The organism is Capnocytophaga canis, assembly GCF_000827555.1.
In the GTDB taxonomy this organism is placed as follows: Bacteria; Bacteroidota; Bacteroidia; order Flavobacteriales; family Flavobacteriaceae; genus Capnocytophaga; species Capnocytophaga canis.
In genome coordinates, this window is the sequence record NZ_CDOI01000134.1 from 44,637 (window position 1) to 71,616 (window position 26,980).

Genomic DNA, 26,980 nt, shown 5'->3' on the forward strand with positions numbered 1-26,980 from the left:
ATTGCTTTTTTCCTAAAAAAATATTAATTTTATCCGCGAAAGTGTTTTTTATTTAAAACATTGAAAACCAACAAACATAGAATAAATATTAACCCATTAACCGCCTATGCTTCCGATCCTAAAAACAGACTCTTTGTTACAACGATTTGCCGACAAAATTCAAGCTCGACATTCCTATTTTTTGAAAATTTGCCAAAAAATGCGAGGAAATTGTGCCCGTCTGTCTGATAATATAAATTCTCACTTGTTTTACGGATTGCATTTTACGGAAAATGAATGGATTTTAAGAGAATGGGCTCCGAATGCAACAAAAATATATCTACTTTTTGACAAAAACGATTGGCAACCAACTGAAAAATACGATTTTACGAAAATAGACCACGAAAATTGGGAAATTCGTTTGCCAAAATCGGAACTTTCGCACGGCGATTTGTATAAATTATATGTAGAATGGCAAGGTGGTGGAGCAGAAAGACTTCCCTCACACGTAAAAAGAGTAGTTCAGGACGAATATACAAAAGTTTTTACCGCCCAAGTTTGGCAGCCTGAAAAGCCCTATCAATGGAAAAATACTCGACCTTCCCAAACGAATTCTCCTCTAATTTATGAAGCTCATATTGGTATGAGCTCCGAACAAAGAAAAGTGACTTCTTTTACCGAATTTCGTCTGTTTGTGTTGCCTCGAATTGCTTCTTTGGGATACAATACCATTCAACTTATGGCAATTCAGGAACATCCTTATTATGGTTCGTTCGGCTATCAGGTAGCAAATTTCTTCGCTGTGAGTTCTCGTTTTGGAACGCCTGAAGAGCTTAAAGAGTTGATAGACAAGGCTCACGGATTAGGAATTAAAGTCATTTTGGATATTGTGCATTCGCATTCGGTAAGTAACGAAGCCGAAGGATTGGGCTATTTTGATGGCACGGATTATCTGTATTTCCACTCGGGCGAAAGGGGAAAACATCCACAGTGGGATTCCCGTTTGTTCGATTACGGAAAACCACAAGTGCTTAATTTTCTTCTTTCTAATTGTAAATATTGGTTGGAAGAATTTCAGTTTGATGGCTTCCGATTTGATGGCGTTACAAGTATGATTTACCTTCACCACGGATTAGGAAAAGCCTTCACTAATTACTCCTTGTATTATGATGGAAATCAGGATATTGATGCGATAACATATCTGACTTTGGCAAATCAGCTTATTCACGAAATACATCCAAAAGCCATCACCATTGCCGAAGAAATGAGCGGAATTCCGGGTTTGGCGTTTCCTATTGAAGGAGGCGGAATGGGTTTCGATTATAAAATGCATATGGGTGTTCCCGATTATTGGATTAAACTTTTGGAAGATTACAAAGACGAAGATTGGCACGTGGGCGATATCTATTACGAACTGACTAACAAACGTTTAGAAGAAAAAACTATTAGTTACGCCGAAAGCCACGACCAAGCCTTAGTGGGCGACAAAACGATTTTCTTCCGTTTGGCGGATAAGGAAATTTATTCAGGAATGAGCGTTTTCGACCAAAATTTGGTGATTGACAGAGCCATCGCTTTGCATAAAATGATTCGTTTGGTAACCATTGCCACAGCAGGAAATGGCTATTTGGCATTTATGGGGAACGAATGGGGACACCCTGAATGGATTGATTTTCCGCGTGAAGGAAATAGTTGGAGCTACAATCACGCGCGTCGTTTGTGGAGTTTGCTTGATGATGAAAATCTGAAATTCAAATATTTGAATAATTTTGATAGGGCGATGATTCATTTTGTGAAAAAGAATAATTTACTCGAAGAAATGCCTAATATTTTGGTTCGTGATAACGAACGTCAAATTTTAGCTTTTGAACGAGGTGGATTTTTGTTTGTGTTTAATTTCAATCCGTCAGAGTCGTTTAATAATTATGAATTTGAGGTAGAAGCAGGAAAATACACCTATGTTTTAAATTCGGACAATCCGAACTTTGGAGGGCAAAATCGTATTGATGAAAATGTCGAGCATTTTACGCAGTACAAACACGAGAAGAATTTAATAAGTTTGTACATTCCGTCAAGGTTAGCTATTGTTTTGAAAATGAATGAGTAGTTTTTTAATTGTAGAGTTATTATACAATTAAAAAGATAATGAATAATCAAAATTAAATGATAAATGAAATAAAAATATTTACCACTGACGACAAAAAAATTTCATTGCAGGTTTCCTTGGAGAAGGAAACAGTGTGGCTTACGCAGTCGCAAATGTCTTTTTTGTTTGATACAAGTACGGACAATATCGGTTTGCATTTGAAGAATATTTTTTTAGAAGAGGAATTAGATGAATTTTCAACTACCGAGGATTTCTCGGTAGTTCGTCAAGAAGGAAAAAGGCAGGTTAAGAGAACGTTAAAACATTATAATCTTGACGCAATTTTGTCTGTTGGATATAGAGTTAGCTCTAAGAGAGCAACTCAATTCCGCAAATGGGCGACACAAACCCTAAAACAACACTTGGTTCAAGGTTATACCATTAATGAGCAACGCCTAAAAGAGCGGGGTATCGAATTTAATGAGGTCCTTTCGCTATTGAGTTCCACTTTGGAAAATCAAACTTTGATAAACGATGAAGGTGTTGCGGTACTGAAAGTTGTGCAAAAATATGCAAAAAGTTGGAGTTTATTACAAGCTTACGACCAACAGAGCCTACCAAAAAGTTCTTTAAAAAACCAAGAAATGAACGCTTTGCCGTATGAAGACGTTTTAAAAGCCATTGACCAACTCAAAAAATCACTCGTTGAAAAGGGTGAGGCTAGTGAACTTTTCGGACAAATACGCAGTAGCGGACTTGAGTCGGCATTGGCTACCATTGAGCAAGGTTTCGGTGAGGAATATTTTTACCCCAATGTAGCAAGTAGAGCGGCTCATTTACTCTATTTCATCATAAAAAATCATCCGTTTGCTGATGGAAACAAACGTACGGGAGCATTTTTGTTTTTATGGTATTTGCGTATCAATCAACATCTTTTGCAAAAACCTGTGGAAAACTTAATCAACGACAATACATTGGTTGCTTTAGCTTTATTAGTTGCTGAAAGTAAACCTGAACAAAAAGAATTAATAATACGTTTAACAGAACATTTCATTAACGTCTGAATAAAAAAATAAGATAATGAGTTATTTAACATTCAAAAAGAAAGAATTAATCAATTTGGAATATTCTCTTGACAGAGAGTTTCTTGGCACCAATCGCGGGGGCGGATACAGCTCTTCTACCCTTGTTTTTTGCAATACACGAAAATATCACGGACTTTTGGTAGTTCCACTCGAAAATTTCAGAGGACAGAATCACGTCTTGTTGTCTTCACTTGATGAAACCATCATTCAACACGGACGCGATTTCAACTTTGCCGTGCATCAATATCCCGAAACGTACGAACCTCGCGGACATAAATATATCGTGGATGTTTCCTACGAAAAAGCCTTTACCGTTATCTATCAGGTGGGGGGTGTAACACTCAAAAAAGAAATTCTGATGGTGCATAACGAACCTCAGGTTTTGGTGCGTTACACCTTGCTCGAAGCCCACTCCCCTACTAAGTTGAGGTTGAATCCGTTATTGGCATTTCGTGATATTCATTCGTTAAGTAAAGTCAATGATTTAGCAAACAAAAATATTGAGAAAATTGAAGGCGGAATCAAAACCAAACTTTATCCTGATTTTCCGTATTTGCATTTGCAGTTAAGCCAAGATACTGATTTTGAATACCAACCGAATTGGAATTGTAATATATTTTATAAAAAAGAAAAAGAACGTGGATACGATTATACGGAAGATTTACTCACGCTTGGTTATTTCGAGTTGAATATCAAAAAAGGCGAAAGCGTTGTATTTTCGGCAAGTACGGAGGAAAACAACAGCAAACAACTCAAACAGAAATTCACCCGACTTATCAATCAGCGTCGCGAGCGAAACTCGTTTGAGGAATGCCTTAACTATTCTGCTACACAATTTCTAATTCAGAAAGCAGGAGAAATTCGTGTGAAAGAAGGTTATCATTGGTACAATAGCAACACACGCGATACGTTCATCGCTTTACCGGGAATTGCTTTGGCAGAAAACACTCAAAAGACGTTCGATGAGGTACTTACATCAGTTAAAAAATATTTTTCCAATGGACTTTTTGAAAAAACAGTAAGTACGCACGTAGCTGAACGTCAATATGATGCCGACACTTCACTTTGGTTTTTTTGGACAATTCAGCAGTATGAAAAATACACCAAAAAAACGCCAAAACAACTTTGGAAAGACTTTGGCGAGTTGATGCGAACCATTTTGGAAACTTACAAAAATGGACAGCATAAATCCATACGAATGGATAACAACGGACTGATTTGGTCGGAAGATATTAGTCGTCCGCTAACGTGGGTCGATGCTCAATTTGATGGCGGAGCCATTGTTCCGCGAAACGGTTATGTGGTCGAAGTCAATGCGTTGTGGTACAATGCCGTGTGTTACGCAATTGCTTTGGCAGAAGCCTCAAAGGATAAAGATTTTCTGAAAGAATGGAGCGATTTGCCTACGATGATTGCTGAAAATTTCAATCAAACCTTTTGGATTGCTGACAAAAAATACTTGGCAGATTATGTGAATTATGCTCATCAAAATCGTGATGTTCGCCCCAATCAGTTGATACCTTGTGCGTTGGCATATTCTCCTCTTGATGAGCGAAGTAAGAAACGCGTTTTGGACATTGTCAGACAAGAATTGCTCACTCCACGAGGATTACGTTCGTTGTCACCTAAAAATAAAAGTTACGAAAGCGTAAGTATTGGCAACGTGTACGACCGCGACCGAGCTACGTTTAACGGGTCGGTACATCCTTGGTTTATAGGATTTTATATAGAAGCTCATTTAAAAATTTACGGAAAAACCTATATCCCTGATGCAGAAGTAATTTTAGCTGATTTCGAGGAAGAATTAAGCGGACACGGCGTAAGTACCATTTCGGCAATTTACGATGGAAATCCGCCATTCCGTTCGCGAGGTTGCATTTCCAAAGCCCGAAATGTAGCCGAAATCCTTCGAGCCAAACAACTGACAATGAATTATGAGTCGTAAAATGTAAGGGTGGAATATTTTTCGCCTCTACGATAAAATGTAATCAATGATGTGTACAATGTAAGTAAGGGCGAAATATTTTTCGCCCCTACGATAAAACACAATCCATAAACGATTAAGGAATGAAAAAAGATACGAAACCATTGAACAAAAATTTACTTTCGGAGCTTTCCGTCTTAATAGAAAACGGTCAGCAACAGATAGTTTATTATGCCAACAGCACCCTTACCCTTGTCTTTTGGCAGGTTGGAAAGCGTATCAATGAAGATGTATTAAACAATGAACGAGCTACTTACGGAAAACGGATTGTACCAATGATTGCCAATGAGTTGGAATCTAAATACGGACGTAATTTTACGGAAAAAAATATCCGAAGAATGATGCAGTTTGCAGAGGTATTTCCTGATTTTCAAATTGTCGTTCCACTGGCACGACAATTGAGTTGGTCGCATTTTTTGATACTTATCCCCCTTAAAAATCACGAAGCAAGAATGTTTTATGCTGAGTTGGCAGTATCTGAAAATTTAGGAAAACGAGAACTTCGTAAGCAAATCACTACCAAAGCCTTTGAGAGAATGCAAATTGCTAATTTACAGGTTCAACAATCGGAAATTATTCCTATAAACACTTTCAAAGACCCCTATCTATTGGATTTTTTAGGACTTCGAAGTGATTATTTGGAAAAAGACATTGAAACGGCTATTTTACATAAATTAGAGTCCTTTATTTTAGAACTTGGAAGAGGATTTGCCTTTGTAGAACGCCAAAAACGAATGATTATTGATGGAGAAGATTTCTATTTAGACCTTTTGTTTTTCCATAGAAAATTAAAGCGATTGATTGCCATTGAGCTGAAAATCGGTAAATTCCAAGCCAAACACAAAGGACAAATGGAACTTTACCTCAAATGGTTAAATAAATACGAACGTCAAGAGGGCGAAGAAGCTCCTATCGGACTGATTTTGTGTGCTGAAAATAGCAAGGAACAAGTGGAACTTTTGGAAATCCATAAAGATGGTATTATGGTTGCCGAGTATTGGACAGAGTTACCTCCTAAAAAACAATTGGAAAAAAAATTACACGAAGCCTTCATTGAAGCACGTGAGCAGTTTGAAAACAAGGGGTTATTGAATAAATAAAAACGAAATCGGTGAATATGTACGTTACGAAAAAGCGTATAAATGTTCAGAAGAAAACCTTTTTATAAGTAAATATAAATGATAATAATAAAGAATAAAACAGATAATACGTAGAATCTTTATCTTCATAAGAAGAAAATACTTCTACACGTGAAGAAACAAAATCTTCTGATGAAGAAAATATTTCTTCTTATGGATAATATAATGCTACTGATGAATTATTTAATTCTTCATTAGAATATAAAAGTTCTACTAAAGAAGATTTTAATTCTACATCTGTTTTATTGTAAAATCAACAAGAATAACTATTTTTATAATATAAAAGACAAATTAAGATGAGAAAAAGGTCATTTGCCGAAATCATCACATCGGCACAACTATTAGTAAAAGCCCTTACCGAACGAGGTGAAAATTTGCCTGTGGGTGTTACCGCTCAAATGCGTGACAAACTAAACACTGCCTACCAAAAAGCAGCGGAGGTCAATGTAGAACAGGAAAAACTTAAAGCTCAACTCAAAGAAAAAACCGCCGAGTTAGAAAAACATATTGCCGAAACGGAAGAGGTATATGCCTTTTTGAAAAAATACATCAAAATGGGCGAACCGCAAGAACGTTGGCGAGAGTTTGGTTTCGAGGATAAACGATAGGCGGTAAAGATTGCACAATGTAGGGAGGGGATACATCCCTTCCGTAGTTGTAACGTATCAATGTGAGGGCGGATGTGAAGTTGCTATTGTAATATTTTCGAAATGAATCACAAGTAATAGGTATTTTCAGCAATAGCACTGAAATTCAATAAGATGAAGTTATTAAACAATGAAGCTATTTACCGATATAAAAGATATTATTTTACAGGCTCGTGAAAAGGCGATACGCTCAGTCAATAACGCACGTACGCTGATGTATTGGCATATTGGTAAACGTATTTTTGAGGAAGAACAGCAAGGTAAAAAACGAGCAGATTACGGAAGTTACCTCATTAAGGAGCTTTCTGCCAAGTTAGAACCCGACTTCGGGAGCCTTTGTTCATTTCGACAACTGAACTTATATAGGCAATTTTACAAAACTTTCCCAATTGTGAACGCACTGCATTCACAATTGAGTTGGACTCAGTATAAGATACTTATGCGAATAGATGACCAACATAAACGAGAGTTTTACATCGCCGAAACAACAAAAAATAATTGGACTTCTCGGCAGTTGGAACGACAAATAAACGCTTCTTTGTACGAAAGACTTTTGCTTTCGAACGATAAAGAAAGCGTACTTGCCGTTGCTCGAAATGAAAGGCAACCTTCTGACCCAAAGGAAATAATCAAAGACCCTATGGTTTTGGAGTTTTTGGGTTTGAAACAACAAAGTACCTATTATGAAAAGGATTTAGAAACTAAAATGCTTTCTCATTTACAAGAATTTTTGTTGGAATTAGGCAACGGATTTTCGTTTGTAGCTCGGCAAAAACGCATTCATATTGAGGGAGATGAGTTTTTTGTAGATTTAGTGTTTTACAATCGTTTATTGCAAAGTTTTGTGATTATCGAAATCAAAACCGATAAACTTACCCATCAGGATATAGGGCAGCTACAAATGTACGTCAATTATTATGACCGCACACAGAAACTCAGCCACGAAAACCCAACCATTGGTATTTTGCTCTGTGCCGACAAAAATGACGCTGTGGTAAAATATACCCTTCCTGAGAATCAAAAGCATATTATAACAAGTAAATACCAATTGTATCTGCCAACAGAAAAACAACTTTTAGATGAAATACGTAAAGAAATTGAAAATTTTGAAATCAATGAAGAAGATGAAAAACCTGATGAAGTACAATAAAAATCTTTCATCATAAACAAAAAAAAACAGATTAATTCAGCTTGAAAATAGAGAAAATTAGCAAAATCAATAAAATTTTAAATAGAAACGCCAAATAAGTAAGAATGATATGAGTGTAAAAGTACTAATGTTCGGTTGGGAGTTTCCGCCCCACATCAGTGGAGGGCTTGGCACAGCCTGTTATGGAATCGCCAAAGGATTAGCAAAGCACAACGTAAATGTTTTGTTCGTGATGCCAAAAGCAGGGGGTGATGAGGATAGTTCCGTCGCACAGATTATAAACGCAAGTGATGTGGAAATGCTCCAAAATATGGAAAATATTGAGGAGTTTTGGAAGAACATCAACTTTATGGAAATCGGTTCGAATTTAGTTCCGTATTTAGACCCCGAAACCTTTGCTCGTGAACGCGAAGCCTATCTGAAAACGGGCGAAAACAAAGAAACCATTTCTTTCAGAAATAAATTCCAATTTTCGGGTAAGTATGGTGCCAACCTGATGGAGGAAGTATATCGGTATGCGTTGGTTGCCGGAACGGTGGCTAAAAATCACCAATTTGATGTTATACACGCTCACGATTGGCTCACGTATAGTGCAGGAATTGTTGCCAAGAAACTATCGGGAAAACCATTGGTGGTTCACGTACACGCTACCGAATACGACCGAGGTGGCGAACACAACCGTAATACATTGGTATACGATATCGAAAAACGCGGAATGGAAGCTGCTGACGTTGTGGTTACAGTGAGTAATTGGACGCGTAACATCGTGGTGGAGAAGTACGGCATCAATCCGGAAAAGGTTATCACGGTGCATAATGCGGTTGATTTTTCTGCTGAAACTACCGAAAAGGAAGAACGAGGCGTTAAGGAGAAAATCGTAACTTTCTTAGGAAGAATTACCCTGCAAAAAGGTCCGGAATACTTTGTTGAAGCTGCAGCTAAGGTACTCAAACGGACTCCCAATGTGCGTTTTGTAATGGCAGGAAGTGGCGAGAAGATGAATCCGTTGGTGCGACGTGTGGCACAATTGGGTATCGGAACGAAATTTCATTTTACAGGTTTCTTAAAAGGTGGCGAAGTACAACGAATGTTCCGTTATAGTGATGTTTATGTAATGCCTTCGGTTTCAGAGCCTTTCGGGATTTCACCTTTGGAGGCGATGCGTTCGGGTGTGCCTACTATCATTTCGAAGCAATCGGGTGTGGCTGAGGTTTTAGACCACGCCATCAAGGTCGATTATTGGGATATTGACGCCCTGGCAGATGCCATTCACGGAATCCTCTCCTATCCTACTCTTGCCGAATATATGTCACGCGAAGGCTATGATGAGGTAAATCAGCTCAAATGGGAAAACGCCTCTTTGAAACTCAAAACCATTTACGAAAAGCTCGTGGAATAAGGAAAGATAAAAAATTAATGCATATACAAGATATGATAGAGAGAAAGATAAGTAGTTTATCATACGAAAAAGAGTTGAAAACATTTAATTATTAAATTCCGATTCCAGACTCTTCAATATATCCAAATCATTTTCTCAGATAACTTTAGGTTTAAAATAATAAAATACATATGAAATACTTTTTAGCAATTTTATTTTTGTCTTGTTTTTCTGTAATGTACAGTCAGAATGAAAGTTTACAAAAGTCGAAGTGGAAAGGTGAAATCTCTTTTGGATTAGGTTCAGCAGAACTCAAAGGAGAAGCCTTTGAAATCACAGGAAATGTAAACAATATAAACACTTTATTATTTTACAAACTCTCTTCAAAAGGAGGTATATTAACTGGTGTTGGAGTTACTCATTTCAACAATGGAGCGCTACTTCCCGATGGTTATAGTCGTGTAAAAGCTACATTCATAGAAATTCCTTTTAAATTAAGAGGATACGTATGGAATTTTGAACAAACAAATATAAAATTTACACTTAGTGCTGGTTTTCAGTTCAATAAAGCGATAAAATACCATCAAAAAATCAACAGTGTAACTTTTGAACCTCCTAAAACAGACTGGTACGTTGATTTTCCGTTAGAAATTGGTGTAGAAATTCCATTAGGAAAAGATTGTAGCTTTGGTATTTATTCACAGAATAATTATTTTGTAGGAAATAAAACCAAAAAATACATAATGAAAAATTATAATCTATTGAAATTGTCTTTAATATATAATTTTTAAAAAAACTAAAAAGTCAATAGTAAAGCCCAGATTACAATGAAATGCGATCTGGGCTTTCTATTTCAGTAAAATATAATTTCTTTTTTTGTTAATCTCTTGCTTTAATCATTAAAAATTTATAATTTTGAGCGTTGAATGACAAAATCAAAAACCAATCTGATAAGACTAACTTTTTAGCATAAAAATCAGTGTAAACAGCAAAAAACAACTTTATTTATGAAAAAGTCAATCTGTATTTATTTCCAAATACATCACCCCGAACGACTTAGAAAATATCATTTTTTTGATATAGGAAAGAAACATAATTATTTTGACAATTACGCCAATCGTTCTGAATTGGAGGAACTTGCCGAAAATTGCTATCTCCCAACCAATGCATTGCTGTTGGATTTAATCAAAAAATACGACGGAAAATTCAAGGTTGCCTTTTCGATTTCAGGTTCGGCAATCGACCAATTAAATATGCACACTCCTGAGGTTATCCGCTCGTTTCAAGAACTTGCTGAAACTGGTAATGTGGAATTTTTGGCGGAAACCTATTCGCATTCATTGGCTTCTCTTTCAGAGGATTCGGACGAATTTGAACAACAAGTAAAACGCCACGTAAATGTGGTAAAAAGTCTTTTTGGGAAGAAGCCCGTAACCTTCCGAAATACGTCTTTGATTTATTCTGACAAAATCGGAGAGCGAGTAGCCAAATTGGGTTTCAAAACGATGCTTACCGACGGAGCAAAACACGTTTTGGGTTGGAAAAGTCCTAACTTTGTGTATAAAAATCCGATAGATGAAAATCTAAATTTACTACTGAAAAACAGCAAATTAAGTGATGATATTGCCATTCGATTTTCTGACAGACAATGGAGCGAATATCCGCTTACTTCCGAGAAATATGCTTCGTGGGTAAAACATAGTTTGGCAGAAACCGAAGTGCTTAATCTGTTTATGAATTACGATGTTATCGGTCATTACAATCGCAAAGAAAGTGGTATTTTCGACTTTTTGGAGTATTTTGTAAAAAATATGATGGAAGATGATGATTATCAGTTTCTTCTTCCGAAAGAAGTTGTTAAAAAACATACTGCGAAAGATGTTTTGCCCGTTCCTTTTCCAATTTCGTGGACAGACGAAGAACGTGACATTACTTCGTGGCTCGGAAACGAATTACAGAAAGAGGCGTTCAACCAATTATTTAGAATTCAGTCTATTGTAAAGAAGAAAAAGAACGCAGAATTGTCCGACGATTACGGACGATTACAAGCAAGTGAACATTTTTATCATATGCGGACTAAACTCTTCTCTACTTCGGATTATCATAAGTATTTCACTCCGTATGATTCTCCTTACGAGGCGTTTATCAACTATATGAACGTTTTGAGTGATTTTGAGGTACGTTTGGAAGAAAAGTAATATAATGAACTGCTGTGGTTGTGAACGCTATGGCAGTTTTTTTTTACAATAAATTTATATACTAATGATCGCGATAGTTATTTTAAGTTTATGCTATATTGTCGTAGCTTTTTTAGTTACAGAAAAGAATGCTGAACAAACCCTTTCAGGCTACAATACAATGTCAGAAGAAGAATGCAAAAGAGTGGATATAAGGACTTATATTCCATTTTTTAAGAGATTTCATCTGTTTTTGGGAATTTCATCGTTCATTGGTGGAACAATGATTCTTTATTTTATAAACGAACATTGGGGTATACTTTTCACTATATTTTACCCTCTTGTCATTTACCCTTATTTTATTTGGAAAGGAAAAAAGTCCGATAATAATACCGGACTTTTCCATTAACCAACCAAAACTTTAAATTATGAAAACTATTATTTGAAGTTTTGCAATGAGCTACCACCCTCATTGCATTGCAAAGGTACAAATAATTTTCAATACACAATAGTTAATTTCAACTTTAACAAAAGTTTATTACCTGATAAACGTTTTCGCTGTCTATTTTTTGAGAATATTAAGATTTTATTTAATAATTAGCAATTTTATTTTGCTGACAAAAATAAAATTTAGACGTTCCATTTTTACTTCTAAAAACAAAATGACAAACAACTTTATTTGAAGTATTTTTATAAATCAATCTATTCTTTCTTAATTTGTGCAACATCCATCAAAACATCAGTAAAATGATGTCCTGTATGTGCTCCGAAGAAACTTCCCGTCAAACGGACGTTTTTGTCAATATAATTTGTAAATTTAATATCGGAAGTTGAGGTTAATTGAACTTCTAAAATATTAGTTTGTGCAGGATTAAACCCGTCATCTTCTTCGTCTGCAACAAGATTTATAGGGTTTCTGAGTTCTAATATAAATACCTCCTCCTTTGCATCTACCTCTGGACTTTCACCATACCCCGGAGGCCCGAAAAATGTTTTGATCTTTATAATACCAGAAATTACCGATATAGAGGGTTCATAGAAATATTCCTTGTAACCTTCCGCATTTTTTTTGATATTTTCATCTGGTTTATGAAAATCAGATGCAATATTGCTTTGTACATTCTGTTGGGTAGCTTGTTGCTTCGAGTTGTCTTTACAACCTACAAAGGAAAGCACCAGTCCGATAAGTCCCAGAAAAATTAGATTATTACTTTTCATAACACAATATTTTTAGTTTTTGCTGAAAATCAGCACAAAGTTACAAAATAATTATTAAGTTGAAAATATGAAAAAAGGTGCGTGTTTACGCACCTTAAAACATTATTTACTCCTTTCCTCAATCCACTTTCGTGCATTTACAAAAGCCTCTAACCAAGGTGAAACCTCATCGTGTCGATTTTCGGGGTAATGTGCCCAATTCCATTGGAAAATAGAGCGTTCGATATGTGGCATCATTACTAAATGACGTCCAGTTTTATCACAAAGCATTGCCGTATTATAATCTGAACCATTAGGATTCGCAGGATAACCCTCATAGGCATATTTTGCTACAATATTATACTCATTTTCAGCCATTGGCAGGTGGAATTTTCCTTCCCCGTGAGAAATCCAAACGCCTAATGTTGCTCCTTCCAACGAAGAAAGCATCACCGAATTATTTTTCTGAACAGTTACCGAAGTAAATCCGCTTTCGTGTTTTCCACTATCGTTATGAACCATTTTTCCGTGTGTTTCGTGCTCAGGATTAATCACTTCTAACTCCATAAACAACTGACAACCATTACAAATTCCTACCGAAAGCGTGTCCTTGCGTTTGAAGAAATTTTCCAAAGCCGTTTTTGCTTTTTCGTTATAGAGAAAAGCTCCTGCCCAACCTTTGGCACTTCCCAACACGTCCGAATTTGAAAATCCGCCCACAGCTCCGATGAATTGCACATCTTCCAACGTTTCTCTTCCTGAAATAAGGTCAGTCATATGTACATCTTTCACATCAAAACCTGCCAAATACATTGCATTTGCCATTTCACGTTCAGAGTTACTTCCTTTTTCACGAATTACAGCCGCTTTTGGTCGTTTTCCACTCGAAAGTTTAGGTTTTTGACCTGTAAAATGCTTCGGAAATACAAAATTTAGCGGTTGTTCAGAATAATTTTGATATCTTTCTGTTGCTTTATCGTTTTTAGTTTGTTTTTTGTCTAACAAATAAGAAGTTAAAAACCAAATATCACGTAATTCCGAAATATTAAATGTCAATTCTGTATCAAAATTCTTAACATTCAGGATATCAGAATTTGTTACTGTTCCAATTTTGAAAACTTCAATCCCTTCTGATTTCAGATAATTTTCTGCTTCTGTATCTGCTTGAAAAACAAGACCAATATTTTCATTAAATAATAATTTCGCTGTGTCTTCTTCTTTAAAAACTGAAAAATCAAAATCAGCTCCCAAATCATTTTCAGCAAAACACATTTCTAACAGAGTAGTAATGAGTCCACCACTTCCTATATCGTGTCCCGCTTGTATTTTACCCTGATTTACAAGATATTGAATAGCACTGAATGCTTTTTTGAAATATTCAGCATCTTTGATAGTCGGAGCTTCTTTCCCAATTTTATTCAAAATTTGAGCAAACGAAGAACCTCCTAATTTGAATTTATCCTGTGAGAGATTGATATAATAAATCGCTCCGCCGTTTCGTTTTAAAACAGGCTCTACTACTTTGGTGATATCCGTGCAATTCGCGACAGATGAAATGATTACCGTACCAGGAGCAATCACGTCTCCATTAGGATATTTTTGCTTCATTGAGAGAGAATCTTTTCCTGTTGGAATATTGATTCCCAATTCAATAGCAAAATCCGAACAGCCTTTTACAGCTTCGTACAGACGAGCATCTTCTCCCTTATTTTTACAAGCCCACATCCAATTAGCTGAAAGCGAAACCCCATTGATTCCATTTTTAAGCGGAGCCCACACAATATTAGACAGAGCTTCTGCAACTGCATTTCGGCTTCCTGCCACAGGGTCAATCAATGCTGTAAGAGGCGAATGCCCTATGGTTGTCGCAATCCCCTCTTTGCCTTGATAATCAAGAGCCATAACTCCCACATTATTAAGTGGTAACTGCAAAGCCCCTACACATTGTTGCTTCGCTACACGTCCGCCCACGCATCGGTCAACTTTATTAGTAAGCCAATCTTTACAAGCAACAGCTTCAAGTTGTAAAACTTGTTCTAAATATGACTTTATATTACTTTGATAATACACTAAATCTTCATATTCTGTTTTGACAGAAGTATCCTCCATTATAGTTTTTGGAGAACTTCCAAACATATCCGACAGATGAAAATCCAAAGGCTTCGTGTTTTTCTTTTTAGAAGTTATTGAAAAACGCTTATCAGAAGTTACTTCTCCTACCTCATACATCGGGCTTCGTTCACGTTCGGCTATGGTTTTTAATTTTTCAATATGCTTGTTTCCAATAACCAACCCCATACGTTCCTGCGATTCGTTCCCGATGATTTCCTTATCAGAAAGCGTTGGGTCGCCCACAGGAAGTTTGTCCAAATCAATTTTCCCGCCTGTTTCTTCAATAAGCTCAGAAAGGCAATTCAGATGTCCACCTGCCCCGTGATCGTGAATGGAAACTATCGGATTTTCATCAGCCTCTACCATTGCTCGGATGGCGTTGGCAGCTCGTTTTTGCATTTCAGGATTAGAACGCTGAATTGCATTTAGTTCAATTCCAGAACCAAAAGCTCCTGTATCAGCACTTGAAACAGCAGCCCCTCCCATACCAATGCGATAATTTTCTCCACCTAAAATTACGATTTTATCTCCTTCTTTTGGCTGATGCTTTATAGCTTGAGATTTCTTTCCATATCCTACACCACCAGCTAACATAATTACCTTATCGAATCCCAACTTCTTTGCATCTTCCTCGTGTTCAAAGGTTAAGAGCGAACCTGCAATGAGTGGCTGTCCGAATTTGTTTCCAAAATCAGAAGCTCCGTTTGAAGCTTTGATAAGAATATCCATCGGTGTTTGATACAACCACTTACGTTCGTCCATCGCCTTTTCCCACGGGCGATTTTCTTCCAATCGAGAATACGAAGTCATATACACTGCCGTCCCTGCAAGTGGCAATGAGCCTTGTCCTCCTGCCAAGCGGTCGCGAATTTCCCCACCAGAACCTGTCGCCGCCCCATTAAAGGGTTCAACAGTCGTTGGAAAATTATGTGTTTCTGCTTTAAGCGAAATAACAGACTCAAATTTTTTAGTTTCAAAAAAGTCAGGTTTGTCAGCCGTTTTTGGAGCAAATTGCTCTACAACAGGACCTTGAATAAAAGCGACATTATCTTTGTAAGCAGAAACAATTTCGTTAGGATTTATTTCAGAAGTTTTCTTAATCAGTTTGAAAAGAGAACTTGGTTTTTCTTCTCCATCAATGATAAAAGTTCCGTTAAAAATCTTATGACGACAATGTTCCGAATTAATTTGAGAAAACCCAAACACCTCTGAATCAGTGAGTTTTCTATCTAACTTCTTTGATAAATTGTTAAGATATTCTACTTCCTCGACGCTTAATGATAAGCCTTCTTTTTGATTATATTCCTCAATATCATCAATTTCTAAAACAGGTTCGGGTGTAATATTTATGGTAAAAATATCTTGATACAGCCCATTGTATTTCTGAAATAGCATTGGGTCAAAATCAGTAAAATCCTTGGATACTTCGTTAAATTCTTCGATACGAATAATTCCTTGGATATCCATATTTTGGGTAATTTCGACAGCGTTTGTACTCCAAGGGGTAATCATTGCTGCACGGGGTCCTACAAAAAATCCTTTGAGAACTTCCTGCTCAATTTTCTTAGCTCCACCAAAAAGCCAATTTAGTTTAGAAATCGTTTGTTCAGATAAGTTTTCGGTAGTTTGCACCGCATATAAATTCTGCTTCGGATTTTTAAAGAAATGTATCATTTGATTTATGGATTTAAGCGACAAATTTAGACAAAAAAAACGAATTGCGAAACGAGGGAGAATGAAAAATTTGTGCCAATATTCGTAATTCACATTACAAAGAAATACTTCTGTTAAAAATTTGTGATAGATGATCTTTTTAGAAGTAAATTACAGAATCGTTTTTAAAACCAAAAGTTAATCAAAATATTTGCCCAGTGTAATAAGAGTTGTTTTATTAAAATATAGCTCAAAACAATTGTTTATTTATTCGATTTTTATAACGTCGGAAAATGTTGAACCAAAAAGCTTAGGAAGTGGTATTTTTAATATTTCTATCAAACGTATTATTAAACGGAGATATGTTTTAATACTAATTTCCGAAGTTTCTACCTGATAACCAACCTTCCTATAAAGAAACAAAAAAGGCTGCCATTTGGCAACCTTTTTTATAGTCTATTTTATCAAATTATTTTACTAAGTTGATTTCAACACGACGGTTTAAAGCTCTTCCTTTAGCATTTTTGTTGCTTGCGATTGGTTTCTCAACTCCGTATCCTTTTGAAGATAAACGTGTATCAGAAATACCTCTTTGAACCAAGTAAAGTTTTACTGAATCAGCTCTTTCTTGTGAAAGTGTAAGGTTTTTAGCTTTGTTACCTGTGCTGTCAGTATGTCCTTCAATTGTAAATTTAGAGTTAGGATATTGATTCAATACGCTAACGATTTGCTCTAATACTGCAGCTGACTGAGGTTTGATAGAAGCTTTACCTGTTTCGAACAAGATAGTTTTAGCATACTCATTCAATGTTTTTTGTACTTCTTCAGTAACCTCTGGGCAACCTTTGTTAGATGCAGGACCAGCTACTTGCGGACACTCATCATCTTTGTCATAAACACCATCTTTATCAGTGTCTGGCCAAGGACAACCTTTGTTTTCTTTTGGACCAGCTACTTTTGGACAAGCGTCATCTTTATCAGCTACGCCATCCCCGTCTGAGTCAGGACATCCGTTCAATGATCTTGGACCAGCTTGGTTTGGACAAGCGTCATCTTTATCAGCGATTCCGTCTCCGTCTGAATCAGGACATCCGTTGAAATCTTTTGAACCTGCATCGTTTGGACAAGCGTCATCTTTATCAGCGATTCCGTCTCCGTCTGAATCAGGACATCCGTTTAATTCTTTTGGACCAGCTACTTCTGGACACTCATCTTTTTCATCAATGATTCCGTCTCCGTCAGTGTCTTTGCTACCAAATTTGATAGTAACACCTAAAGAGTGTTGAGCATAGTCTAAACCTACTTCACCTTTTGGCATGTGGTTGTAAGTAGTCTGAGCATTCAAACCGATATTTTGAGTAAACCAGAAGTTAGCTCCAGCACCTCCTAAAAATTTGAATTCTCCTTCTTTGTCGATGTTAGCGTAACCTACCCCTACTTGTGCATAAGGATCAAACCATCTTGCTCCTTCCCACAACGTATTTATGTGATATTTACCTCTTGCGTCGATAGCCCAGAAAGACTTGTCTACTTTTTGTCCTCCTTTTTGATATCCGAAACCTTTTTCGATTTTGTTCAAAGATCCTGAAACTTCAACAGAAACACCACTTCCGATATATCTACCTACTGAAAGGCGAGATACAGCTGGAAGAACGTTGATGTCGCTTGGTCCTGCCCAATCTTTCAATAGTTCTCCAAAAGTACTTGGTGTACGGATATCTACTGAGTTAACTCCAAATCCTATTTGCCAAGGATTGCTTTCATCTTGTGCCTGAACACCTACCGAAAAAACAGCTGCTAAGGCAATTAAAGTTACTTTGATTTTCTTCATACTTAAAAATGAATTTTGATTACTACTTTATTTTGGGTGCAAATATAACTATAATTTTTTATTTTTTATGCTTTTCACGAATTTTTTTTGCTTTTTTCGATATTTAAATTACTCCCAAAGACTTTCCTACTTCTGTAAAGGCCTCTATTGCTTTGTCTAAGTGTGATTTAGAGTGTGCTGCTGAGAGTTGTACACGTATACGAGCCTTTCCTTTTGGAACTACCGGATAGAAAAATCCAATCACATAAATTCCTTTTTTTAGCAATTCATCTGCCATAATTTGAGACACTTGAGCATCGTAAAGCATCACTGGTACTATTGCACTGTCGCCTTCCACAATGTCGAATCCTGCTGCTTTCATCCCTTTTTTGAAATAGTTAGTATTCCATTCCAATTTATCGCGAAGCGATGTATCTTTAGAAATCAAATCAAAAACCTTGATAGAAGCTCCCACAATAGCTGGTGCTAATGAGTTGGAAAATAAATACGGACGCGAACGTTGACGTAAAATTTCAATAATTTCTTTTTTACCTGTGGTGTAACCTCCCATCGCACCGCCTAAGGCTTTTCCTAACGTACCTGTAATAATATCGACTCTACCTAAAGCGTTTTTAGCTTCCATAGTTCCTTTCCCTGTAGCTCCGATAAAACCTGCTGCATGACATTCATCTACCATTACCAAAGCATCGTATTTATCAGCCAAATCACAAATCTCATTTAGAGGTGCAACCACACCATCCATCGAAAAAACCCCATCGGTAACTATAATTTTAAATCTCGCTCCTGCTGCATTTGCTTCCTGAAGTTTAGCTTCTAAATCTTGCATGTTACTATTTTCGTAGCGGAAACGTTTTGCTTTGCACAAGCGAACACCATCAATGATAGATGCGTGATTTAAGGCATCGGAAATAATTGCATCTTCTTCGGTGAATAAAGGTTCAAACACCCCTCCGTTAGCATCGAAAGCTGCAGCATACAATATGGTATCTTCAGTTCCGTAAAAGTCTGCTATTTTTTTTTCTAATTCTTTGTGGATATCCTGAGTTCCACAAATGAAACGGACGGAAGACATGCCAAAGCCATGTGAATCTAAAGCATCTTTGGCAGCTTGAATTACTTCGGGATGTGAGGAAAGTCCTAAATAGTTATTAGCACAAAAGTTAATCACTTCCTCTCCCGTTGAAATCTTGATTTCAGCACCTTGTTTTGATGTAATAATGCGTTCTTTCTTGTAAAGACCCGCTTCTTTAATTGATTCTATTTCAGCTTGTAAATGCTTTTTTATTTCTCCGTACATAATTGAAAAATTGTTTGATTGTTCTTTAGACTACAAAGGTAGTTATTTATTCATTGACTACAAAAATATTCTTGTAAAAATACGTGGCAGATTGTGTCATGAAATTATGGTTTTTATTCTCTTTGTATCACTACCTATCTTTATACAATTCCACAGGGGGACGATAATTCACTCCTTGCTTCAACAGATAGTCCAGTTGAAAATCTAATTTTTTGACAAAATTTTCCCAGCTACGATTTGGCATTTCTGTCCAACCTGCTTCTGCCATAGCAAATGCTCGGGGGAATGTCATATAAAACGCTCTGAACAAATCCTTTACACTTTCTCCCCAAAGGGTGGCTTCCACACCAAAGATGTACTGCTTTTCTTCCTCTTTATTTAAAGAAAATGACGGATTGAACTCATACACGCGTTGCAAAGTCAAAGTAGGCATCCAACCAACGTTAGGCAAATCATTTTTCCACTGTGGATAATCAAAATATGCATATTCACCAGGGGAGCAAATGACTCTAAAGCCATCTTTTTTTGCTCTTTCTAAAACTTCAGGCGTTGTATTATAACGCCATAAATACATAATGCTGTTTTTTGGATATTCAGGCGTTTCTAATTCTAACCACACCAAAGGTTGTTTTCCATTTTTAACTAATGATTCATTGACTCTTGAAAAGAAATAGCTAACCAATTGGTGATTATCTGTAACTTGTAATCTTTTCTTTAAATCTTGTACCGATGGATTTTCAATCCATTTATCAAGCGGCGCCTCATCACCTCCAATATGGAAATACGAACACGGAAATACATCCGAAAGTTCCGTAATCACATCATCAATAAACCTAAAAACGTTTTCTTTGGACACACAAAGCAGATTTTTAGAAACCCCTGCAACGTTACGTACTTTAATGATCGTATCATTACAGCTTAACTCCGGATAGGCCGCAATAGCAGCATCGCTATGACCTGGAACGTCAAACTCTGGGATAATTTGAACGTTGCGTTGCAATGCATATTGCACTAATTCTCTCATTTGATCTTGTGTGTAATACCCTTCGTTATTACGTTTATCTCCCTCGAAATCTGTTCTTTTAGACCCAATCTCTGTCAATTTCGGATATTTTTTAATTTCAATACGCCACCCTTGATCATCCGTAAGATGTAAATGCAGAAAATTAAATTTGTATTGAGCCATTGCATCAATGTATTTTTTCAGATCTTCCATCTTCCAATAATGTCGTGCAGGATCAACCATCAATGCTCGATAAGCAAAACGAGGTGCATCATTAATTTTCATACAGGTTATGAAATTTGACCGATTGTATTTTGACTGTGCTACCAATTGCTTCAAAGTCTGAATTGCATAGAAAGCACCTGCCTTTTCTTTGGACTTAATAATAATCACTTTAGGTTGAATATCAAGAATATAACCTTCTTGATTGTTGATAGAATGATCTTGCTTAACAGAAATTTTTAGAGTAGATTTAGAAGAATTATCATCTGTTGGGAAAAGAAGAGATAGTTCTTCTTGTAATGAATCAAAAGCTTTGTCGATTTCAAAAATGACAGTCCTATCCAAACGACACTTCTCTTTTCGAAAAAAAACCTCGTTTGGTTGGGGAACTACTGAAATCTGTTGAGCATTTGCTCCTACCATAAATACAAAAAAGAATAGACCAAATAACTTCATTATATAGATTTTTTTCATATACAATACTCTGATTATCAGTTTTATAAAAACAAGTAACAACTTCGTTATTTTACTTTATGAATTTATTACAACTATTTTAGGTTGCGTTTCGAATAAGTTTTACGGTAAAAATAGCTTCAATGGTGGTTAGAATAAAATATGGTACCATAAGAAATATAACATCTGTGATTGGAGTTTGCTCCACAGCTTTAGCTAAAGGTAATACGAAAACAATCATGGTTCCCATACGCAGAAAAGCTGTCCCCAAAAAAGCAAAAGAAGTATATTTTGGACGTAGCCTGTGTACAGTATAAATAATGGTTAATACCCCTAATGATAATATCAAATGAAACAAACAAATTTTCTCAACAGAAGAAAAAAGATTCAAAGCATACTGCTTGATCAGTAAATCCATAAGAAACTGGGTCAGTGCGATTACTACACAGACTGTCAGAAAAAAACGTACAAAACTCTTCATAGGTTAGTCTTCAGAAAAATTCTTCACTTGCCTAATCACAGAATAAATAGCAACAAAAACTCCCAAAAGAGAGAAAAGCACAGTAAAAAGAGGTTGTAAACTCACGTACTTTTCATCCAACCAAACTCCTAAAAAACAACAAGCAACAATAGTTACTGCCATTTGCAACCCCGTTTGGGAGAATCGTATCCACTTATTTAATTGCTTTGTCGGTAGTCGGTTTTTCATTTAAACTAGTTGGTCTATTACTTCCTTTCATGGTGCATGATACATTAAACACTGCTCCAGGCTCTATGGAAAGTTTGTCAACGGTTACATCTCCTTCAATAACAGCCGTTGATTTTAAAGTTAAAACACTATTCACTCGAAGCGTTCCTTCTATTCTTCCCTCAACATCTGCATTTTCACAAATCACTGTACCTTTGATTATTCCCGTTTTTCCTACTACCAATTTTCCACTGGTTTGGAAATTTCCTTCCACCTCCCCGTCAATTCTAAAATCGGTTTTAGATACTATCTCTCCTTTAAATTTTGTATCCGTAACTATTCTGTTACTACTTGCTGCTGTATTCTCTGCCATAACCTTCTTATTTTCTTTGAACATAATCTATTTCTTTTAAAAGATTAAAAAATCACTTCCCAAAGTTAATGCTTTTTTATTACATACAAAATGTTTTACTCAATTTTTTAAGTCATAGGCTCAAGAAAATTGCTCAAAAAAAGAAGTTCTTATTTTATCAAAAGTATTGATATAGATAAATATCTGATTTTTAATTATTTATTTCCAAAACTTCTGATAACGGACTACGTCCATTTCTTTGAGCAATTCAGTTTGTTCAAAAACAGTTTGATAAAGTGCTTTCGCTACATACGGAGCGTTCATTACCCCGCGTGTGCCAAGTCCATTGAGAATCCACATATTGTCATACTTTGGATGCTTTCCTACTAAAGGTCTTCTGTCCGAAACTGTCGGACGTACGGAGGCTTCCTGTTCAATAATTTCATAACTACACGAAATCAGTTTTTCTAATTTATCAACCAATTCCTTACGACCTTTTTCAGTGATAGTATCACTCAGGTCATCCCATTCGTATGTAGCTCCTATTTTGTAAACCCCCTCCCCTATTGGTATAATTACACCATCTCCTTTTAGAATTTCATTCAAATCCAAATCAGGGGCGTAAAAAGTCAAAGTTTCTCCTTTACATGGTTTCATAGGTAAATATTGAAAAAACGGATTTTTAAGTACTCCATAACCCTCACAAAAAACAATATGCCTTGCCGAAATAGTTTGATAGTAAACAACATCGTCCTCAATATGTAAATCCTCATAGAAAAAATTTCTATGGTGATATATATTTTCATCCCTCCATCGATTGATAGATTCAGTCAAATATGTTTTCACATCAAGCCTTCCCGTGTATTGAACCTTTCCAAACCCAAAGGGAGCTTTAATATGTGTATTATTCTCTGGTAAAATACTTGGATTCAAATATCTTGACAAAATTGGTTTATCAGAAGCGTGAAACCAATTATTTTGTTCTTCAATTGAATTAAATTTTCTAAGTATAGATTGCTCAATACGTATTTTTTTGCTCAATTTTTGTTCCATTTGGTCATAAAAGTTATGTAACAAATCTACCTGTTCATCAGCTTTCCATATAGGAGTAAAACGCTTTAAAACAACTGGATTATACACCCCTGCTGCCACCAAACTCGCCAATTGTGAATGATTGTTGATAATACAAAACGTCTTGTTCTCATTTTCTAACATATGGGCAAAAGAAACACCTGCCAACCCAGCTCCAACAATAATAAAATCAAACATACAATAATCGAATTTATCCTCAATAGAAAAAACTGTTCCGAAACAACTCAGTGCTTCAAAACAGTTTTTTATAAAATTTATTTTTTAATATTAATTTGCCCACATATCGTGCTCTCTACTTCTGATTTTCTCTTTTATTTTATCAGATTCTAAGAGCTGGAATAACGAATTACCCGGTAAATACTCGTTGATTGGTCTGTCACCATAAACGTTTGCTTCCTTATAAATAACTCCGCTAAACATTCTTGCATTTAGCAAATGATCAAAGGAGATTGGTTTAGCATCATTCTTTCTGTTGAAAGTCTTAGCCTCATGCAGAATCTCTCTTGCTTGTGGGTAGAATATCCAAAACAATTCAATCAAAGAAGCCTGAGCATCTTCTGAATCAATAAAGTTGACATCTGGAGCCACTGGTGCAATTGCTAAAATCCGATATTTGAGCTCTCCTTGACGTTTGTCAAAGTACCACCAACCTCTCACGCGGTATTGAGCAATATCACCCGCAGTTAAATCACGACGAATTTTATACTCCTCAGAAACCTGTTCACCTGCGTTCAATTGGTCGTAACCCGCATCCATCAAATCCTCTTTAGTTAAACTGGCTTTGATACTCTCCAATGTTATCTTCTCAGCAAAATGAGAATCTCTGTAGATGTCTAACTTACCATTCTTAACGTTTTTCATAATAACATCAAACAACGGACGGCGATAAGTACTTACATCCAAGGTATCTATTGGGAAAAGTAACGGAAAATTTACTCGTTCGTTCAGGTCTATAATTTCCCAAGTTTCCACAGACCAAAGAATATCTCTCTCATCGACATACCCGTAAGGTAATGGTTTATCATTGTCTGCATCAATTTGAGCTTCTGTTTTCTTACCAATATCTTCCACCTTTTTAGCATTAAGCAAATTCGCCTGAGCTGAAGAAAGATTAGCAATTAAAACAAATGCTACAAAAAGAACTACGTTTTTTGATTGAAATTTCATTAATTGTTATTTTAGTTTGTTATTTCAACTGAAATCGGAGCTGGTGGTCGTGGTACATATCCAGCTGCACCTTGAATATTTGCCTTAACATCAAAAATTTGAATAATATCTCCTTTTCTTGCTCTACCGATTGCAGCCCTAGCTTGTTCATTCATTCTATCTCCATTCACTTGAACAGAAGGTTGTCCTGGAACAGAAACTTTAAATGACGTAACCGTATACTTCAATTCAAAATCAAAATCCTCAATGGTTGCTCCCACAGGCATTGCTGCTAAGTTCGCCTTAGGCATTTTAACAGTTCCTGATTGTCCAGCAAGTACGGTTACCGCACGAGGAACGTCTTTAATTCTGAACTGACGTGATGAAGAGAATTTTTGTCCATCTATTTCTCCTACTACGTTGATCGTTACCTCACGTCCTTGTCCTGGTTTCAGAACGTAACTTGTACCTGACTTTCTAGATAATCCAGGTGCTGAAGCCGTCACTTTGTTATCAGCAACTCCAGGCATTGAAATCGTAATCGGATTCTCCAACGGACGATACACTACGTTCATCTTATCAGCAGAAATTACAGCTGCATTAGGTTTTGGAATTGTTGAGAATGTTTGATCTACAGGAACAGAAATACGTTTTCCATCTTGGTCAAAGTGTAAATTACCTGTAATTCTATGTTCTCCAGCATTTCCTGCATTCACTTTCAACTTCACTTTTCCATCCTGAATATCAAACTCATTTGCTGATAATTTTCTACCATCCAATGACAACTCTACTTCATTTGGCTTTGTTGAAGCATCTTTTCTTCCCAAAACAATAGCTCCATCAAAAGTTTCTCCTTGATAATACGCCCCTTTTCCTTGTTCCAGTAAAGTGGTATAGTTAGTCATCGAAATCTGAGCTTTCAAATTACCTTCTAACATCATACCATAGAACTCTTGTCCATTAGATCTGATATCAGATTGCATCATCGAAAGTTTTGCTAATGTTGCGATGTAAGGAAACCCTTTATAGTGGTAATCCAACCATTTTTCTATCGTTCCATCTGCTTTTTTAACGCTTTCGGTATTAAAATTTGCTTTAATTTTTGCAACAAGTTCAGCGTATCGAGGATCATCTCCTAAAAGAGCCAAGGCTTTTTCTCTGTAACTGTCAATTTTATCAACAAATTCCTGTCCCTTAGCATTATAACCCTCGCCTTTGAAAAACAAATCGTCCGTGTACTCGGATTTATCCATTGCTTGATAATCTTTTTCCATGACACCCTTGTCCTCTTGTCCAATCTCTTTGTTCAATCCGTCTTTAATTTCTTGAACAAAACTGTACAATTCGTCAGACAATTCACGCATTTGTTTTGCTTTTTCGTACACTTCTCCGTACTGCTCAGGATTTTCTCTTGCACTATTTCCTAGCGTCTCTATAGCTGCAATGTTCGCTGCGTTTGCTCTAACATTCGATGCCTCAAATTTCTCGTTAACTAATCCAAATGCATTTAAAACTTCCTTACCCATGTTCAATGCCAACATAGCTATGAAAACTAAATACATAAGGTTAATCATCCTTTGTCTGGGGGTTAATTTTCCTCCTGCCATAAGTTATTAATTTTTAATTAGTTAGTTAACAATTATTTACCCATAGCAGATAACATTCCTCCATAAACTTTATTCAAGGATTTCAAATTATCTTGGAATGATACCATTTGTTGATTCAATGAATTGAGATTATCAACAACACCAGCCTGAGCTGCTACCTGATTCTCTGTTCTTTCTAATTGTAATTTGTATAAACTGTTTAATGATTCTAAATGAGATGCAGCAATTGAAAGCTCTTCACCATATTTATGAGTAGCTGTCATTGAAGTAGTTACAGGAGCTATTTCTTTAGCTGCACCCGCGAAATTTTCAATTGATTTACCTAACGATTGCATCAAATTCGCATCAATTTTAGCCTCTGCCAAAATACCATCTAGTTTCTCAGAAAGAGATTCTTTCAAAGCCTTATCTTCTTTAGTGGCTACCTGAGCAGTAGCTAAGTTTTGACGAGGAGCTCCTCCTGACAATTCAGGATAAACCAAAGACCAATCTACCTCCTCCTCAACAGGCTCAAATGCCGCTATGAAGAAAATTAAAGCCTCTGTACCTAATCCAAGTGCCAATAATATGGTACCATTAAGTGGACCTATCGTCCAGTGTGTCAACTTAAACAACGCTCCGATGATCACGACAGCAGCACCTAAGCTGTAAACCATATTAAAGATTTTTTTTCTAGTTGAATTTCCTTTTGCCATAAGATAA

At 36.3% G+C, this 26,980-nt stretch carries 22 protein-coding genes; 10 read left to right on the forward strand and 12 right to left on the reverse strand.

Translation table 11 applies throughout. The annotated features are described in order from the left end of the window. Positions 1 to 106: 106 nt before the first annotated feature. The 10 genes from CCAND38_RS04270 to CCAND38_RS04315 all read left to right on the forward strand — a co-directional run bounded on the left by CCAND38_RS04270 (position 107) and on the right by CCAND38_RS04315 (position 12,034). Complete coding sequence (locus CCAND38_RS04270) at positions 107 to 2,086, forward strand: alpha amylase C-terminal domain-containing protein (protein WP_042344017.1); 1,980 nt, start codon at positions 107 to 109, stop codon at positions 2,084 to 2,086. 56 nt (positions 2,087 to 2,142) lie between these two features. Further along, positions 2,143 to 3,129 carry a virulence RhuM family protein/type II toxin-antitoxin system death-on-curing family toxin gene (locus CCAND38_RS04275; protein ID WP_042344018.1) on the forward strand — a complete coding sequence of 329 codons (987 nt, stop codon included), beginning with the start codon at positions 2,143 to 2,145 and terminating at the stop codon, positions 3,127 to 3,129. Between the two features lie 16 nt (positions 3,130 to 3,145). Next, a complete protein-coding gene (locus tag CCAND38_RS04280) occupies positions 3,146 to 5,095 on the forward strand; it encodes a glycogen debranching enzyme N-terminal domain-containing protein (protein WP_042344019.1) in 1,950 nt (649 codons plus the stop codon). Between the two features lie 122 nt (positions 5,096 to 5,217). Then, the gene (locus tag CCAND38_RS04285) at positions 5,218 to 6,234 is read left to right on the forward strand and encodes a PDDEXK nuclease domain-containing protein (RefSeq protein WP_042008285.1); all 1,017 of its coding nucleotides are present in this window, start codon (positions 5,218 to 5,220) and stop codon (positions 6,232 to 6,234) included. 335 nt (positions 6,235 to 6,569) lie between these two features. Next, positions 6,570 to 6,881 (forward strand): hypothetical protein, encoded by a 312-nt coding sequence (locus CCAND38_RS04290; protein ID WP_013996524.1) that lies wholly within the window; start codon positions 6,570 to 6,572, stop codon positions 6,879 to 6,881. A gap of 169 nt (positions 6,882 to 7,050) precedes the next feature. Beyond that, positions 7,051 to 8,070, forward strand: a complete 1,020-nt coding sequence (locus tag CCAND38_RS04295) for a PDDEXK nuclease domain-containing protein (protein ID WP_042344020.1) — start codon at positions 7,051 to 7,053, stop codon at positions 8,068 to 8,070. A gap of 109 nt (positions 8,071 to 8,179) precedes the next feature. Beyond that, a complete protein-coding gene (locus CCAND38_RS04300; protein WP_041999556.1) occupies positions 8,180 to 9,469 on the forward strand; it encodes a glycosyltransferase family 4 protein in 1,290 nt (429 codons plus the stop codon). A gap of 170 nt (positions 9,470 to 9,639) precedes the next feature. Then, the gene (locus CCAND38_RS04305; protein ID WP_156129762.1) at positions 9,640 to 10,239 is read left to right on the forward strand and encodes a hypothetical protein; all 600 of its coding nucleotides are present in this window, start codon (positions 9,640 to 9,642) and stop codon (positions 10,237 to 10,239) included. 216 nt (positions 10,240 to 10,455) lie between these two features. Continuing rightward, on the forward strand, positions 10,456 to 11,646 hold the full coding sequence (locus CCAND38_RS04310) for a glycoside hydrolase family 57 protein (RefSeq protein WP_042344022.1): 1,191 nt from the start codon (positions 10,456 to 10,458) through the stop codon (positions 11,644 to 11,646). Between the two features lie 64 nt (positions 11,647 to 11,710). Beyond that, the gene (locus CCAND38_RS04315; protein ID WP_052458118.1) at positions 11,711 to 12,034 is read left to right on the forward strand and encodes a DUF3784 domain-containing protein; all 324 of its coding nucleotides are present in this window, start codon (positions 11,711 to 11,713) and stop codon (positions 12,032 to 12,034) included. A 293-nt stretch (positions 12,035 to 12,327) separates the two neighbouring features. Here CCAND38_RS04315 and CCAND38_RS04320 read toward each other — a convergent pair whose 3' ends face one another. The 12 genes from CCAND38_RS04320 to porL all read right to left on the reverse strand — a co-directional run bounded on the left by CCAND38_RS04320 (position 12,328) and on the right by porL (position 26,973). Continuing rightward, a complete protein-coding gene (locus CCAND38_RS04320; protein WP_042007237.1) occupies positions 12,328 to 12,843 on the reverse strand; it encodes a DUF4431 domain-containing protein in 516 nt (171 codons plus the stop codon). A 102-nt stretch (positions 12,844 to 12,945) separates the two neighbouring features. Continuing rightward, complete coding sequence (purL, locus tag CCAND38_RS04325) at positions 12,946 to 16,608, reverse strand: phosphoribosylformylglycinamidine synthase (RefSeq protein ID WP_042344023.1); 3,663 nt, start codon at positions 16,606 to 16,608, stop codon at positions 12,946 to 12,948. Between the two features lie 448 nt (positions 16,609 to 17,056). Beyond that, entirely contained in the window at positions 17,057 to 18,418 is a 1,362-nt protein-coding gene (locus tag CCAND38_RS04330) for an OmpA family protein (protein ID WP_042344024.1), read from the reverse strand. Positions 18,419 to 18,521: 103 nt separating this feature from the next. Beyond that, positions 18,522 to 19,715: a glycine C-acetyltransferase gene (gene kbl, locus CCAND38_RS04335; protein ID WP_042007234.1), complete on the reverse strand. Its 1,194-nt coding sequence runs from the start codon at positions 19,713 to 19,715 to the stop codon at positions 18,522 to 18,524. A 130-nt stretch (positions 19,716 to 19,845) separates the two neighbouring features. After that, a complete protein-coding gene (locus tag CCAND38_RS04340; RefSeq protein ID WP_042344047.1) occupies positions 19,846 to 21,396 on the reverse strand; it encodes a beta-N-acetylhexosaminidase in 1,551 nt (516 codons plus the stop codon). Positions 21,397 to 21,493: 97 nt separating this feature from the next. Continuing rightward, positions 21,494 to 21,874 (reverse strand): hypothetical protein, encoded by a 381-nt coding sequence (locus tag CCAND38_RS04345; protein WP_156129763.1) that lies wholly within the window; start codon positions 21,872 to 21,874, stop codon positions 21,494 to 21,496. A gap of 3 nt (positions 21,875 to 21,877) precedes the next feature. Next, complete coding sequence (locus CCAND38_RS11495) at positions 21,878 to 22,102, reverse strand: AtpZ/AtpI family protein (RefSeq protein WP_082021442.1); 225 nt, start codon at positions 22,100 to 22,102, stop codon at positions 21,878 to 21,880. Beyond that, on the reverse strand, positions 22,068 to 22,478 hold the full coding sequence (locus tag CCAND38_RS04350) for a bactofilin family protein (protein WP_042007230.1): 411 nt from the start codon (positions 22,476 to 22,478) through the stop codon (positions 22,068 to 22,070). Before CCAND38_RS04350 ends, CCAND38_RS11495 begins: the two co-directional genes overlap by 35 nt. Positions 22,479 to 22,652: 174 nt before the next feature. Beyond that, positions 22,653 to 23,702 carry an NAD(P)/FAD-dependent oxidoreductase gene (locus CCAND38_RS04355; RefSeq protein ID WP_042344026.1) on the reverse strand — a complete coding sequence of 350 codons (1,050 nt, stop codon included), beginning with the start codon at positions 23,700 to 23,702 and terminating at the stop codon, positions 22,653 to 22,655. Positions 23,703 to 23,792: 90 nt separating this feature from the next. Then, positions 23,793 to 24,692, reverse strand: coding sequence for a type IX secretion system ring subunit PorN/GldN (gene porN, locus CCAND38_RS04360; protein WP_042344027.1), 900 nt, complete (start codon positions 24,690 to 24,692; stop codon positions 23,793 to 23,795). A gap of 11 nt (positions 24,693 to 24,703) precedes the next feature. Further along, the gene (gene porM / locus CCAND38_RS04365) at positions 24,704 to 26,278 is read right to left on the reverse strand and encodes a type IX secretion system motor protein PorM/GldM (RefSeq protein ID WP_042007223.1); all 1,575 of its coding nucleotides are present in this window, start codon (positions 26,276 to 26,278) and stop codon (positions 24,704 to 24,706) included. 32 nt (positions 26,279 to 26,310) lie between these two features. Beyond that, positions 26,311 to 26,973, reverse strand: coding sequence for a type IX secretion system motor protein PorL/GldL (porL, locus tag CCAND38_RS04370; protein WP_042344028.1), 663 nt, complete (start codon positions 26,971 to 26,973; stop codon positions 26,311 to 26,313). Positions 26,974 to 26,980 lie beyond the last annotated feature (7 nt).

Coding starts and splice junctions, on each gene's coding strand:
- porL (WP_042344028.1), bottom strand. CDS start 26,973: ATGGCAAAAGGAAATTCAACTAGAAAAAAAATCTTTAATATGGTTTAC.
- CCAND38_RS04315 (WP_052458118.1), top strand. CDS start 11,711: ATGATCGCGATAGTTATTTTAAGTTTATGCTATATTGTCGTAGCTTTT.
- porM (WP_042007223.1), bottom strand. CDS start 26,278: ATGGCAGGAGGAAAATTAACCCCCAGACAAAGGATGATTAACCTTATG.
- kbl (WP_042007234.1), bottom strand. CDS start 19,715: ATGTACGGAGAAATAAAAAAGCATTTACAAGCTGAAATAGAATCAATT.
- CCAND38_RS04285 (WP_042008285.1), top strand. CDS start 5,218: ATGAAAAAAGATACGAAACCATTGAACAAAAATTTACTTTCGGAGCTT.
- CCAND38_RS04275 (WP_042344018.1), top strand. CDS start 2,143: ATGATAAATGAAATAAAAATATTTACCACTGACGACAAAAAAATTTCA.
- CCAND38_RS04295 (WP_042344020.1), top strand. CDS start 7,051: ATGAAGCTATTTACCGATATAAAAGATATTATTTTACAGGCTCGTGAA.
- purL (WP_042344023.1), bottom strand. CDS start 16,608: ATGATACATTTCTTTAAAAATCCGAAGCAGAATTTATATGCGGTGCAA.
- CCAND38_RS04280 (WP_042344019.1), top strand. CDS start 3,146: ATGAGTTATTTAACATTCAAAAAGAAAGAATTAATCAATTTGGAATAT.
- CCAND38_RS04310 (WP_042344022.1), top strand. CDS start 10,456: ATGAAAAAGTCAATCTGTATTTATTTCCAAATACATCACCCCGAACGA.
- CCAND38_RS04320 (WP_042007237.1), bottom strand. CDS start 12,843: ATGAAAAGTAATAATCTAATTTTTCTGGGACTTATCGGACTGGTGCTT.
- CCAND38_RS04355 (WP_042344026.1), bottom strand. CDS start 23,702: ATGTTTGATTTTATTATTGTTGGAGCTGGGTTGGCAGGTGTTTCTTTT.
- CCAND38_RS04330 (WP_042344024.1), bottom strand. CDS start 18,418: ATGAAGAAAATCAAAGTAACTTTAATTGCCTTAGCAGCTGTTTTTTCG.
- CCAND38_RS04300 (WP_041999556.1), top strand. CDS start 8,180: ATGAGTGTAAAAGTACTAATGTTCGGTTGGGAGTTTCCGCCCCACATC.
- CCAND38_RS04340 (WP_042344047.1), bottom strand. CDS start 21,396: ATGAAGTTATTTGGTCTATTCTTTTTTGTATTTATGGTAGGAGCAAAT.
- CCAND38_RS04290 (WP_013996524.1), top strand. CDS start 6,570: ATGAGAAAAAGGTCATTTGCCGAAATCATCACATCGGCACAACTATTA.
- CCAND38_RS04305 (WP_156129762.1), top strand. CDS start 9,640: ATGAAATACTTTTTAGCAATTTTATTTTTGTCTTGTTTTTCTGTAATG.
- porN (WP_042344027.1), bottom strand. CDS start 24,692: ATGAAATTTCAATCAAAAAACGTAGTTCTTTTTGTAGCATTTGTTTTA.
- CCAND38_RS04270 (WP_042344017.1), top strand. CDS start 107: ATGCTTCCGATCCTAAAAACAGACTCTTTGTTACAACGATTTGCCGAC.
- CCAND38_RS04345 (WP_156129763.1), bottom strand. CDS start 21,874: ATGAAGAGTTTTGTACGTTTTTTTCTGACAGTCTGTGTAGTAATCGCA.
- CCAND38_RS04350 (WP_042007230.1), bottom strand. CDS start 22,478: ATGTTCAAAGAAAATAAGAAGGTTATGGCAGAGAATACAGCAGCAAGT.
- CCAND38_RS11495 (WP_082021442.1), bottom strand. CDS start 22,102: ATGAAAAACCGACTACCGACAAAGCAATTAAATAAGTGGATACGATTC.